The organism is Bacteroidales bacterium (genome assembly GCA_018334875.1).
Lineage (GTDB): Bacteria > Bacteroidota > Bacteroidia > Bacteroidales > UBA12077 > JAGXLC01.
Window position 1 is genome coordinate 1 of sequence record JAGXLC010000061.1, and the last position, 13,097, is coordinate 13,097.

The following is a 13,097-nucleotide window of genomic DNA, read 5'->3' on the forward strand; positions in this document are numbered from 1 at the left end:
GTCGGGACTTGCAATAGCTACAGCATCAAGGTCCTTTCTTTCGACCATTTTCCGGTAATCTTCTATGACTTCGGGTTTATTGCCAGTAAGTTTTTCAGCCATGTCCGCTGCTCCTTCGGCTGCTCGCATGTCTACATCACAAATGTAGCCAATAGACGTGTTTTCTGACTCGGCAACAGCCCTGATAAGGGCTTTTCCCCTGCCATTGACTCCGGCTACACCAAAATTTATCCTGGAATTGGCGCCCTGCATTCTTTTCATACCCGAGGCACTAAGACTATGGGCTCCCAATGTGATTCCCGCTGTTCCTATAGCTGCTTTCTTTATAAAATCTCGTCTTGATTGATCCATAATATTGTTTTTTGAACGATTCTACATTTTTTGAAACGTTTGTAAATTAAGTTGCACTTTAGTTATTACCGGATAGGTCTTTGATTTTAATGTTTCGGAATGAAACCTCATGACCGTGTTCCTGAAGGAGGATGTGGCCTTTTTCTGCTTCTCCAAACCGTTCTCCGTAAGCAGTATATTGTGGAGCTGAATATTTACTCATTTCTACCAGCTTTCTGAAATTTTCACTGCCCCGTTCGTATTCAAGAACTTTTTTGCCATTAAGCCAGTGTTCCACATGGTTGTCATTTGAAACGATGCGCGCATGATTCCATTCTCCGATAGGATTGGGTTCCTTGTTTTTAGCCGGTAGCATATCGTAAAGGGAAGCCAGTGTGCGGTTGCCGTTTCTTCCCTTGTTGGCGTCGGGATGTCCTTCATCATCCAGTATTTGGTATTCCAGACCAAAAGCAGATCCTTCATGATCTCCGGCTTTTTCCGTCACATAATATTTAATGCCGCTGTTGGCACCTTTTGACATTTTAAAGTCCAGCTTCAGCTCAAATTCGCTGAATTCTTCTTCTGTAACAATATCGCCCCCGTGCTGGGATTCTCCTCCTCCTTCAGCTGTAACCTGGAGGGCAGCATTGTGGGTCATCCAGCCTCTTTCAGGGAATTGGTCCATATGGGCGCCTCTCCAGCCTTCATGGTTTTCTCCGTTAAAGAGGAGCTCCCAGCCTTCTTGTTTTTCTTCTTCGGTGAGTTGATTGAACAAGTTGGTTTTCTGTGGAATGTCCATGGTTTTATTGTTTGCCCGGGCTTTTTCACCGGTCAAAAACCTGAAATTGCGCCATCTTACTTTCAGTCCTTCTTTCTCCTCGTCGTCTCCTATGCCATGTACCTGAAGCCCGATAAATCCTTCGTCGGTCATGTTATCTACCAGGTTAGCGGCAGGAACTCCATTGATCCAGGTCTGGATCGTATCGCCCAGCGCCTCTATCCGGTAGGTATTCCATTCTTCGTTTTTAAAAGCTTCTCTTGCGTCGGGGTTATCTTCCAGGTTGTATAACCAACCGCGACGAGCTTCATCATAGACCCCTGCGCTCCATGCACGATCCGAAGGGTCTATTTCAACCTGGTACCCATGGACCCGGTTATCCTTGTATTCCGGGATGCTGTTGCTGCGTATCTGTATTCCTGAATTCAGGCCGTCATCCACTTTAAAATCAACTTTGAGGATGAAATCGCCATACTGCTCTTTGGTGCATAGAAAGCTGGTGGGGGTATTCATAACGGTTTCACCCACGATCATCCCATCTTCTAATGAGTAATTGGCTTCACCATTCAGTTGAACCCATTGATCTAGATTTTCTTCATTGTAAAGCCGGTCCCATTCCGGTTCCGTTTGCGTACACGAAATTGCAAAAAAAATAGAGACCGCTGCTACACCAGTAATTTTAAGAATGTTTTTCATAATAGAAAGGTTTTATTTTATAATTAATTGTCAAAAATTAGCTCGTATGTTGATTGAAGGCATTGCTTAAATGATTTTCTAGCCATATTTTGGGGATAAATTTAAAAAAAACTTACGACCAATCAAATTTAAGGCTTCTATTTTTAATAATTGAAAATAATAAAAGAAGCTTTGAAGTGGGTTAAAACGGGTTTATATCATGTATATTGACAGCAGTAGACAAGCAGGAAAGCCGTTTTTTCCGGAAGGGTAAGACATTTAATAAGGAGTTTTCTAATTAGAGTCTGTCTATAATATCCGCTGGCTGCGTTACGCTCGTTTTTCATGCCAGTCATCCGGCAGCCGACGGACTCCTGGCATTCAAAACTCGCAAGCCTTGCCAGCGAACATTCTAGACGAGACTCTTTCAAATCTCTTTGACTTTATGGGCAAACCCTAATTAAATCTTCCATCCTTTTGTGCTAAAAAATTTATAATTTTCGGGCATTGTATTATTTCAGATCGATGAAAATTTAAAATCAACATAGCTTATGGATATTAACAGTCAGATTTTGTGTTTCGGTGAGATTCTCTGGGACGTGCTTCCTGATAAAAAAGTTCCCGGCGGTGCTCCGATGAATGTTGCCCTTCATCTGAAAAGGCTGGGCATGAATGTAAAATTTGCAAGCAGAATCGGGAGTGATCCCCTGGGAAAGGAATTAAAAGATTATCTGGATTCAATTGCTTTTCAGGAATACCTGCTTCAGGAAGACCGTAACCACCCCACAGGAACCGTTCAGGTAGATCTCTCTGATTCGAATGATCCGAAGTATGATATTGTATTTCCCTCGGCATGGGATTATATAGAAATGACAAAGGAGTTGAAACAAACTGCTGAGGGATCGGAGCTTATTGTCTATGGTAGCCTGGCTTCCAGGAATGAAGTAAGTCGTAAAACCCTGCAGGAAATATTGGACAATCATAATACTTATAATGTGTTGGACATCAACCTTCGGGTACCCCATTATAACAAAGAGCGAACAAAAATTTTAATGAACAGGGCTGACCTGGTGAAGATGAACGAGGAAGAACTTAACATTCTTACGAACTGGTTTACTGATAAGGGGCATGACATGGAAGAGGCAGACCAGGTTAAATTGTTAAGTTCAACATTTGATTGTCCTGTGGTATGTGTTACCAAAGGAGGTAATGGAGCAGCTATGCTTTATGAAGGCAATTATTACCGGCATCCGGGTTATCAGGTTGAAGTGGCAGATGCGGTAGGTTCAGGAGATGCTTTTTTGGCTGCCTTGCTTCATGGATATCTTAGTAAGGGCTTACCTGAAAAAATGCTTGATCTCGCCTGTGCCACAGGTGCATTTGTGGCTTCCAGGTCGGGAGGTACTCCTGAGTATGGCCTGGAAGAGATTGAGAAGATCATGAGAAATATTGGGGGTTTGTCATGAGAATATGAGTATTTTCACGGAAATGTCTGGATGTTCACTATGGGATGTCGGTTCAGGAACTGAAAATTTAAGTTGTTGCCCTTGGTAATCATTCAGATAAGATTATCTTGGAGCAGGTACAAGATAAACCGGATTCAATTTGTAAAAATTATAAGTTGGGGCTGAAATGAAAAGATTAACCGTTTTCCTTATAGTTATTATAAGTTTTTGTTTATCAGGATGTAACAGCAGTAAACAAGAACATTCAGAACAGACTCACCATCCTCAATATTCGTTTGACCAAAAATTTCGTCCCCAGTACCATTTTTCCCCTAAACAGAAGTGGATGAACGATCCCAACGGGATGGTTTATTATGAAGGGACATACCATCTTTTCTTTCAGCACTACCCGGAAGCAATGAAATGGGGGCCCATGCACTGGGGACACACCACAAGTGAAGATCTGTTTCATTGGAAACACAGGGATATAGCTCTTTATCCCGACAGTCTGGGATATATTTTTTCAGGCAGTGCTGTGGTTGACAAGAACAATACCACGGGGTTTCAGTCCGGAGAGGATAAGCCCCTTGTGGCCATTTTTACCCATCACAATCCGGACGATGGTCTGCAGACCCAAAGCATTGCATACAGTACAGATGCCGGCGAGACTTGGACTAAATACAAGGGCAATCCGGTAATTAAAAATCCGGGCATCAGGGATTTCCGGGATCCAAAGGTTTTCTGGCACCAGAAAACATCAAAATGGATCATGGTGCTGGCTGCAGGGGACCATGTCAGATTCTATTCATCGCCCGATCTTAAAGACTGGACCTTAGAAAGTGAGTTTGGGAAAAATGTTGGAGCTCATGGCGGCGTCTGGGAATGTCCCGACTTGTTTCCACTGGCATTGGATGGCAACGAGCGAAATAAGAAATGGGTGTTGCTGGTGAGCATCAATCCCGGTGCACCGAATGGCGGTTCGGGAACCCAATATTTTGTGGGTGATTTTGATGGTCATCGGTTTGTCAATGAATCAAAAAACCACCAGTGGATTGATTATGGCACTGATAATTACGCCGGAGTAACCTGGTCTAATGTGCCGGACCGGGAAATTTTTATCGGATGGATGAACAACTGGACCTATGCGGATACCATTCCCACCTCTACATGGCGGGGATCAATGACTCTTCCGAGGAAACTCACATTAAGTACTGTTGGCGGAAATCCCAGACTGCTCAGTCAGCCAGTAAAAGAGATTTGTGCTTTAAAAGAAGAAGTTTTTTCTTTAAAGGATAAGAAAATTTCAAAAAATTCTCTGAATAAGACCTTCCCGGAAATCCCGCTGGAAGAATCCCAGTTGTATTTCCGGATGAAGGCAGGAGATGCCGACAACATTCTCATCCGTTTTTTCAACCGTCGGAAAGAAGAGCTGGTCATTGACTTTGACAAACAAAATGAGCAGATCTCTGTTGATCGGAGAAATGCCGGTATCGATAATTTTCATAAGGCTTTCCCAAAGATACTGGAGGCACCGTTCAGGCAGTATTCTGATTCTTTAAACTTTAAAGTGTTTTTTGATAGGTCGTCAATGGAATTGTTTGTTAATGGAGGAGAACGCGTGATGACAAACCGGATTTTTCCTTCGGAGCCTTACACGCATCTGGAAGTGCTAACCTCATCCGGTGAAGCACATCTTGGACAATTGAAGATATTTGAAATGGAATCGGTATGGGGGAAAGAAGAGCTGAATTGAGAAATTGATGAAAATAGGCTAAGGCTGAGGCTAAGAAAGCAGGATATTCGGGGATTGCCAACTGCTTTTTGCCAATTGCCAACTCATATGATAAATTTAATCATTCACGCATTTAAGCATTAACGTAGTAAAGAACATAAAATTCTAAAAGTTAAAATCTTATGACCAAAGCAAGCAGATTGTTAATACGCAGCGCCTATGTTGCAGCTCTGGGCGGTTTTCTTTTTGGCTTTGACACCGCAGTTATTTCGGGTGCCGAAAAATCAATACAGGAGTTCTGGAATCTGAGTGGTTTCTGGCACGGGTTTACTGTTGCCATAGCTTTGGTAGGAACGGTAATAGGGGCTTTGACAGCCGGAAAACCCGCTGATAGATTTGGCCGGCGGAATGCCTTGTTGGCAGTAGGGGCTCTGTATCTTATCTCAGCTCTGGGAAGTGCGCTTTCCAATTTATGGATTCCCTTTATGATCTATCGCTTTATTGGCGGTCTTGGTGTGGGCGCCTCCTCAGTGATCGGACCCATGTATATCGCTGAAATTGCTCCTCCCGAAAGAAGAGGCAAACTGGTGGCCATGTTTCAGTTCAATGTGGTCACAGGAATTCTGGTGGCTTATATTTCCAACTATATCATTTCTCTGCTGGCACAAACCGATGCCTGGCGATGGATGTTCGGTGTGGAGGTTATTCCGGCAATCCTGTTTTTTGGTTTTTTGTTCGGAGTTCCGGCTACTCCACGGTGGCTTATCCTTAAAGGCAAATCTGATAAAGCCCGTGATATACTAAAACTTTTCGATATATCGAATATTGAGAAACAGGTAAAAATCATAGAAGATTCCATTTACGCAGAAAGGCATGTACAATCACCCAGGCTCTTTACCAAACAACTGAGGGTTCCCGTTATGCTGGCCATTCTGGTTGCCTTTTTCAATCAGTTTTCCGGAATTAATGCCATAATGTATTATGCCCCGCGCATTTTTGAAGTGGCCGGAGTAGCCAGGGAGTCAGCCTTATTGCAATCGGTCTCTATTGGGCTCACCAACATGATTTTTACACTCATTGCCATCAACATCATCGACCGTGTAGGCCGTAAAAAATTGCTCTTGATAGGGGCCGCGGGGTTAACGGTTACCTTGCTGATGGTTACACTTGACTTTCTGTTGGCTGCCGAACCCGGTAGCGTAGTGCTCATTGGGTTGATCGGATTTATCGCCTTCTTTGCCCTGTCTCAGGGAACGGTGATATGGGTTTATATCTCTGAAATATTCCCCAATAGGGTGAGAGCGAAAGGTCAGACTCTTGGTAGCTTCACCCACTGGGCTGGTGCAGCGATCGTTTCATGGATTTTCCCTATGTTTGCTGAAATTGGCAATACCACATCAACGGGTTATGCTTTTCTGTTATTTACCGTGATCATGGTAATCCAGTTCATCGTGGTATATAAATTCTTCCCTGAAACAAAGGGCAAATCGCTGGAACAGATCCAGGATGACTTTGGGCTATAGTAACTTAGCAGGTTTGTCCAAACTAAAAAGTTTGAAAACATTCACTTAACAAACCATTTTATATCAAAGTAAATAACAAAATACAAGCACCAAAAAACCAAACAACATCCAATTTGGAATTTGTTTTTTGATGCTTTAATGATAGAACCATTATAAAGTTAAATTGCTAGCCCGCATTTTCTTGCTGGTCTTTGGAAAACTGTTCCGATTGAAATACCGGCAGTACTGCTTTATGCAGGAAAGTTCCCTTGAATTCGGAAAACATGACTCCCCGGGTTGTGGAGATGGCCATGGAATTGATCTCGTTGATGAAAGTATCCGGGAATTTAACATTTTGGTCATTTTCCTGGGTTAGGTAATCATTGAAATTCTCAACTTCAAAGATGCAACTGGTTTCCAGATAACCTACCCGTGAGCTTTTATCTTTATCCATGATGCTGATGTTGGTGATCACAAAGACAAGTTTCTTTTCGGCATTGATCCTGTGTTGTAGTTTGAGATCGAAATGAAACGTATTGAAATCGATGTTTTGTTGTTTCGGATGTTTCATTTCCAAATCCAGTGTTTCGATGGCACTTATTTTATAGGTTACTTTGTTTTGTTCTGTCATGGATTTTGATTTTTTTGGTTTACAATTGATTTTTTTGATTATATTTTGCTAAGATCAATACGTGCTGATTGGTATTTTTCTTTTTGTACCATTTGCTTCATATTTTTAATGGTATGATAAGGTCCTTTGTTATATATTCTTTCAGCCAGCCATCCGGGAAGCTGAATGTTCGGTTTAACCTTGGTTTTAAAGATGATTCTTACCCGGTCTCCGTTCAGGGAAACAAACCTCCATGAGGATTTTACAGAGGGAATTCTCCGTATACCATCTTTTTCAGGGATCACTCCTGTGAGATCACTGGACTTTGTATAGACGGTTTGGCTCCCTGAATCCCGGAAGATCCGAAAGTCAAGTACTACATCCCTGTCTCTCCCCGGCCATGGAATATCGGAGCGTAAATAGTAAGAAAAATGATATTCATTGTTTTTCCTGATCAGGGAAGTTTCTTTTGCTGCATGTATCCAGTCTTTGAAACCATTGACATCTTTCATTAGGGCAACGAATGCTTTCAAATTGCTTCTTACTTCGCTGACTCCTTTGATTTCAACATATTCCCGATTATTTCCCTTTTTTGTATAAATTTCTATTCCCTTCTTATCCTTAATGAGTTCCCAGTCTGCTTTCCCGTAAAAGCTCAATGGCAAGAAAACAAATAACACCATTATGTATGTATATGATTTCATAGTGAGCCTGGGATAAAAAGTTTTTGGTTCCTGGCCATTTAACCCGAATTATTCAAGAATAATTCTGACGCTATTGAAAAACCTGGCTTTTTGCTTCAATAAATTTCGCAAAAAGCCGGTTTTTCTAATGCGGGATTAAAGTGGTGTAAAATTAAGAAAACTGTCATGGATACAATAAGGATTTAATGAAAATGATGAAATTTCCGGAATATCAACGATAATTATGATGGATTGAGTTTGGGTTTTTTCTTACGCTTTCTGGATTTAATGAATAATTAATTACAGAGTAAAGGAGAAGTGGAATAAAGTTATATTTTTGCGGCAAATTTTTGATTATGGAAATTACAATCGGAAATAACATTAAAGGGCTGATTTTTGACGTGGATGGGACCCTGGCCGACAGCATGCCCGTACATCTGGAAACGTGGAATATGCTGGGCAATAAATATGGGTTTCAATATACCCGGACCGATCTGGAAAAGTATGCCGGTATGTCCGGGCAGGAAATTGTGGAGATCATCAATGAAAAGAATGGCTTACAGCTCGATCCGGATCAAATAGCCCATGAGAAAGAAGCGGCTTTTCTGGAAAATCTCGATAAGGTTAAACCCATCACTCCTGTGGTGGAATTATTGGAGAAATATCATGGTTGTTTGCCGATAGCTGCCGGAACAGGGGGGTTCAGAAGCGTTGCGACCAGAATACTCAAGGCTGTTGGCGTGTGGAGTAAGATTGATATCCTGGTGGGTTCGGATGATGTGGTTCATCATAAGCCGGCACCCGATACCTTCCTGAAATGTGCAGAAGAATTGGGTGTTGACCCAAAAGATTGTCTGGTATTTGAAGATGCCGATCTGGGCTTTCGGGCTGCACGAAATGCCGGAATGCACCTGATTGATGTCAGGCCATACTACATGGATGGGTTTGAAAAGGAAGCTTTGAAAGGGGAATCGAAAGATCATTGAATTAATACTTAAATGCATAAATGATTAAATTATAACATTGTGAAATTCTCGCTTCGCTTATGAAGATATACGTTGTTACATGGTTACATTTTTGATTGTAGATGATTGGTTGGTTGACCAGCGTCTATCTGTTAAATTCTTTGTGTCCCTCAGTGATTTCCTTTGTGCACTCCTTGGTTAATATTATTATTTGCAATACCGGCTCACCATGTCCTGTACTTTTGCATCTTTCACTTTCAGGCAATGATTTGTGGTAAATGTTTTTTAAAATTACGCCAGGCTTGATTCTCCAAAATATGACATGACATCAAACATCAAACATCAAACTTCTGTCAAACCTTCAACCTTTTTATCAATTCCAATCAAACAATTCCACCTGTCGGCGGGCAGGCTCGCCTGCCAGCGGCCAATCATCCAATCATTCAATCATTCAATCATCCCTTCATCAGACTTATTCCTCACCCGGTTCAACAACATCTATGCCTTCAGCCTGAAGCTGTTCCATTACATAGTTGGTATATTTTTCATCCTTAAATGCAAACCAGTCATCCCTGTATTTTGAGGTCTCCACCAGATGCTGAAAGTTGTCAAAAGGCTTGTGTTGGTATAGAGCATCAAGAAGTTTGTTTTGAAATTCCCTGTCCACTTTATAAATGAATTCTTCCATCATTTCAAATATTTCCCAGGGCTCCATACGTGTAAAGATCATGTAATTTTCCCAGTGGTCGGTAATTTTTCTCAATTCATCCGTGTTGAAATCATTATCTTCCGAGAATTCATCGACATCCGGCAATGACTTGTATTCTCCGGTGTCTTTATTCAGGTAAACGTTGTTGCCGTTTTCCAGTCTTTTGGCTATATCCAGTGTTTGTTTTTTATTGATTTTCATTTTATTGCTTATTTATATCCGTATCAATGCGAATTCCGAGAACAATATAATAAAATTTCCTGAACCGATCAATTTCGCTTTCATAAAAAAATATTTCCCCTGCTCTTTTTGGCGAAAATGAAAATTTCTTTATGTTTGTGACACGAATCTATAAATGGTGTTACTGAAATTATTGATCTATGACAGGAAATAAAATCTATTGGCTTTTGTTTTTTATTCTTTTGCCTCAGCTTGTTGTTTCCCAGATCACAATTGAAGGGCAAGTAAGTGATGATGAAACGAATAAACCCCTGGCCGGCGCCAATGTTTTGGTAGAGGGCACAAGGGATGCCGCCACTACCAATGCAGAGGGTTATTTTAAATTGGTGGTCCCGGAAGAAGCTGAAAAAGTAAGCGTCTCGTTCGTGGGCTATCATACCAAAACCGTTAGCGTTCCTGATGCTTCTGATTATCTGGATATCCGGCTTGTTCCCCGGGCGCATGACATACAGGAAGTGGTTATCCGTGGAGATATACGACAATCTGTTGAACGCATTTTTCATGAATCGCGGTTGCCTTTCACATGGCTGGAAAGCGAAGCATCCGCCTCAAATTCCAGTGTTTTTAGCAAATTGGTAGAAGTTCCCGGAGTGTACATCGAATCCCAGGATGTATCAGGTCTGAGTGAAAAGTCTGTTAGAATCCGGGGGATCAAAAGCTATTTTAGCGGAATGACCGTGGAAGGCATTCCCAATTACGGCATTATGCCCATTGGCCCGCGTGACTATCTTTATGATATGGAGAACATCGGATCGGTTTCCGTTTACAAAGGGGTCATTCCTTCAGGGGTATTTTCTGCTACTGGAAATAAAGGAGGCGTCATCAGGCTGGATTTTAAGAGGCCTGAAGAGGAGTTTGGAATTACCGCCAGACAATCGGTGGGATCCGACTACTATACAAGAAGTTTCATCCGTGTTGATGCAGGCACATTACCTGCCGGAACAAAGGTGTTTGGATCCTATTCCTACACAAAAGCTGATAAATGGAAAGGAACAGGGAATATTGGCCCCAGACATAATTTTACCCTTGGAGTGACGCAGGATTGGGGTGAACATCTGAGTGCGGAGTTGTTTTTTATACATAACAGGTTGAAGCGACACGATTTCAGGGAGCTATCCTATAATCAGGCTGAGAATATCTCTGAAAATTACCAATTCCATTTTCTCCGTGAACTTTCTGATCGGGCTGTAGATAAAGCTTATTACTATGATAACAACAAGGGGAATTTTATCAATTCGGCGATCTATGGCAATTTGCAATTTAATGTATCCGATAATCTGGTATTTTCACTGAAACCCTATTTTTCTGCAGAAGATGCCGGATTTTGGCACAAACAGATCACCGGTCCGCCTCAAAGCCCGAATTATATGCTTTTCAATCGTTTGCGAAATGACAAAAAAGCAGGTCTTATTGCAGAAGGTACAGGAAAGCTTAATGATATACGACTATCAGCCGGATACTGGGGTGAACTCAATGATCTGTCCGCAAAAGTGCATGTTTATAAACTGAGGACCGATGCTGAACGTCTCGATCAGGGGATTAATCCCGAAACCATAAACACCACCCCCGGTACGATTCATAATCCTTATCTGAAGGTTTCCGGTTCGCCGGGCAATTTCGACTGGCATGCCGGATTGAAATATTTCTTTTATTCGGAGGCGAATACGGAAAATTACGCCATAAAGGGCGATGAACGCGAACGACTTCCCACACTGGATTTGAAAAACACAGGATATCATGCATGGCTTCCTACATTGGGATTTGGATATTCGTTCAACAATCGTTTTCAGCTCTCACTGGCTTATGGCAAAAATTACATGCGACCTTACATGTATGGCCCGATGCGGAGCCTTTATCTGAGAAACAAGAGCGCATTCCTTGAAAATGATCTGACATACCGGACAATACTGGAAAACTGGGAGATGGAGACTTCGGATCAGTTCAGTATCAAGGCCGGTTGGAAGGAAGAACAATTCAGTCTGGAGCTGAGTCCATTTTACACGTTGCATCATAATGTGCTGACTCCCGTATTGGATCCTCAGGTAGGGATTCAATATTATCAGAATGTGGGGGAGGTTAAAGCACATGGCTTAGAAATTCAGGGAGATATTGATGCTGCTAAAAACTTTTCCCTTTTCTTTAATGCTTCCTATACAAACATGTATTATGATCAGAATCTGGTGACCGGGAGTGATGGACAGCAAACTGCGGAGATTAAGGGCAATCAAACACCATCTGTTCCGCTGTTTTCGGGTATTGGAGGAGTGCGGTATGCCTGGAGGGACTTTTCTTTCTCCGGCCGGTTGCGGCATATTGGAAAGCGTTACGGAGATGCGACCAATCAGGAGGAACTGCCGGCTTACAATCTGATCAATCTGAAAGCAGGGTATAACCTGAAGGTTTCCTGGACAAAGAAACTGGAGCTCGGACTGGAGGTGAAAAATTTACTCAATACCCCCTATGTTGGGAGGATTGATGTAATGGATTTCCAAAATCAAGGCAATGCCAGTTACTATGCAGGGATGCCCAGGGCATTTGTTTTAACGGTCTCTTCCAGGTTTTAGTGGATACCAACTGATGGTTCGCTCCCAAACTTTTTTGAAGGTAAAAAGAGAGGGTGCCCTGACATTTCAGAACACCCTCCCCAGGACTGATCAGGAGAAAGAAAAATTATTCAGAAGAAGGTAAAAGTACCTTATCGATAACATGAACGACGCCATTGGTACCTTGTATGTCAACTGCCGTAACAGTTGCATCGGTATTAATGGTTACGTCCTCATCACCAACATCTACCTGTATATCTCCATTCAGTGTTTCCACACTGCCTGAAGAGAGATCTCCCGATCGTACGTTTCCACTGACAACATGATATTGTAATATGGGAACCAGATCTTCTTTTGTAAGATCGCTTATCCCCGATATACCCAGTTCAGTGAAAAGTGCTTCAAAAGCTTCATTTGTTGGAGCGAAGATGGTGAACGGGCCTTCGCCGCTAAGTGTTTCAACCAATTCAGCCTTTACTACCGCGTCAACAAGCGTGCTGAAGTTGGAGTTGTTGATGGCAATATCTACAACCGTTGGCGGAAGCAATACTTTATCAACAACGTGTATTACTCCGTTGTATGCTTCTATATCCGCTGCAGTTACTGAAGTACTGCCATTCAGTGTTACTCCATCGTCTGTATTCACCAGCAACGTGGTATTGGTAGAATTCGGGCCCGGGCTCACGGTGTTGACGTATCCATTGGACAGATCACCGGACATTACCTTACCGCTAACCACATGATAAAGCAGTATGGGCTCAAGTTGTTCTGCAGTCAGATCGTCTAGGCTGCCTACACCTAGTTCGGAAAGTAAGTCACTAAAAGCATCGTTGGTAGGAGCAAAAACTGTATAGGGTCCTTCACCTTCAAGCACTGATGCCAGGT

General features: G+C 42.3%; 11 protein-coding genes. 5 read left to right on the forward strand and 6 right to left on the reverse strand.

The genetic code is table 11. The features are described 5' to 3' along the window. Nucleotides 1–351 (reverse strand): twin-arginine translocation signal domain-containing protein (locus KGY70_07280; protein ID MBS3774970.1); only part of this gene is annotated, 351 nt, incomplete at its 3' end. 58 nt (nucleotides 352–409) lie between these two features. Next, a complete protein-coding gene (locus tag KGY70_07285; protein MBS3774971.1) occupies nucleotides 410–1,804 on the reverse strand; it encodes a DUF1080 domain-containing protein in 1,395 nt (464 codons plus the stop codon). A 530-nt stretch (nucleotides 1,805–2,334) separates the two neighbouring features. Here KGY70_07285 and KGY70_07290 point away from each other — a divergent pair. The 3 genes from KGY70_07290 (at nucleotide 2,335) to KGY70_07300 (ending at nucleotide 6,483) form a co-directional block, all read left to right on the forward strand. Then, nucleotides 2,335–3,249 carry a carbohydrate kinase gene (locus KGY70_07290; protein ID MBS3774972.1) on the forward strand — a complete coding sequence of 305 codons (915 nt, stop codon included), beginning with the start codon at nucleotides 2,335–2,337 and terminating at the stop codon, nucleotides 3,247–3,249. A 325-nt stretch (nucleotides 3,250–3,574) separates the two neighbouring features. Then, nucleotides 3,575–4,981 carry a glycoside hydrolase family 32 protein gene (locus KGY70_07295; GenBank protein MBS3774973.1) on the forward strand — a complete coding sequence of 469 codons (1,407 nt, stop codon included), beginning with the start codon at nucleotides 3,575–3,577 and terminating at the stop codon, nucleotides 4,979–4,981. Nucleotides 4,982–5,142: 161 nt separating this feature from the next. Then, complete coding sequence (locus KGY70_07300; GenBank protein ID MBS3774974.1) at nucleotides 5,143–6,483, forward strand: sugar porter family MFS transporter; 1,341 nt, start codon at nucleotides 5,143–5,145, stop codon at nucleotides 6,481–6,483. Nucleotides 6,484–6,649: 166 nt separating this feature from the next. Here KGY70_07300 and KGY70_07305 read toward each other — a convergent pair whose 3' ends face one another. Beyond that, on the reverse strand, nucleotides 6,650–7,093 hold the full coding sequence (locus tag KGY70_07305) for a hypothetical protein (protein MBS3774975.1): 444 nt from the start codon (nucleotides 7,091–7,093) through the stop codon (nucleotides 6,650–6,652). 38 nt (nucleotides 7,094–7,131) lie between these two features. Then, nucleotides 7,132–7,776 carry a hypothetical protein gene (locus KGY70_07310; GenBank protein ID MBS3774976.1) on the reverse strand — a complete coding sequence of 215 codons (645 nt, stop codon included), beginning with the start codon at nucleotides 7,774–7,776 and terminating at the stop codon, nucleotides 7,132–7,134. 335 nt (nucleotides 7,777–8,111) lie between these two features. On the opposite strand from KGY70_07310, the gene KGY70_07315 reads away from it, so the two are divergent. Further along, entirely contained in the window at nucleotides 8,112–8,741 is a 630-nt protein-coding gene (locus tag KGY70_07315; GenBank protein ID MBS3774977.1) for a beta-phosphoglucomutase family hydrolase, read from the forward strand. Between the two features lie 451 nt (nucleotides 8,742–9,192). Here KGY70_07315 and KGY70_07320 read toward each other — a convergent pair whose 3' ends face one another. After that, nucleotides 9,193–9,630 (reverse strand): hypothetical protein, encoded by a 438-nt coding sequence (locus tag KGY70_07320; GenBank protein MBS3774978.1) that lies wholly within the window; start codon nucleotides 9,628–9,630, stop codon nucleotides 9,193–9,195. Between the two features lie 179 nt (nucleotides 9,631–9,809). On the opposite strand from KGY70_07320, the gene KGY70_07325 reads away from it, so the two are divergent. Further along, a complete protein-coding gene (locus KGY70_07325; protein MBS3774979.1) occupies nucleotides 9,810–12,233 on the forward strand; it encodes a TonB-dependent receptor in 2,424 nt (807 codons plus the stop codon). A 106-nt stretch (nucleotides 12,234–12,339) separates the two neighbouring features. On the opposite strand, the gene KGY70_07330 is transcribed toward KGY70_07325, so the two are convergent. Then, nucleotides 12,340–13,097, reverse strand: a 758-nt coding sequence (locus KGY70_07330; protein MBS3774980.1) for a fasciclin domain-containing protein, incomplete at its 5' end; no start/stop codon positions are given.

Bases quoted from the DNA above. Each gene is read 5' to 3' on its own strand.
- KGY70_07285 (MBS3774971.1), bottom strand. From the start codon at position 1,804: ATGAAAAACATTCTTAAAATTACTGGTGTAGCAGCGGTCTCTATTTTT.
- KGY70_07290 (MBS3774972.1), top strand. From the start codon at position 2,335: ATGGATATTAACAGTCAGATTTTGTGTTTCGGTGAGATTCTCTGGGAC.
- KGY70_07295 (MBS3774973.1), top strand. From the start codon at position 3,575: ATGAACGATCCCAACGGGATGGTTTATTATGAAGGGACATACCATCTT.
- KGY70_07300 (MBS3774974.1), top strand. From the start codon at position 5,143: ATGACCAAAGCAAGCAGATTGTTAATACGCAGCGCCTATGTTGCAGCT.
- KGY70_07305 (MBS3774975.1), bottom strand. From the start codon at position 7,093: ATGACAGAACAAAACAAAGTAACCTATAAAATAAGTGCCATCGAAACA.
- KGY70_07310 (MBS3774976.1), bottom strand. From the start codon at position 7,776: ATGAAATCATATACATACATAATGGTGTTATTTGTTTTCTTGCCATTG.
- KGY70_07315 (MBS3774977.1), top strand. From the start codon at position 8,112: ATGGAAATTACAATCGGAAATAACATTAAAGGGCTGATTTTTGACGTG.
- KGY70_07320 (MBS3774978.1), bottom strand. From the start codon at position 9,630: ATGAAAATCAATAAAAAACAAACACTGGATATAGCCAAAAGACTGGAA.
- KGY70_07325 (MBS3774979.1), top strand. From the start codon at position 9,810: ATGACAGGAAATAAAATCTATTGGCTTTTGTTTTTTATTCTTTTGCCT.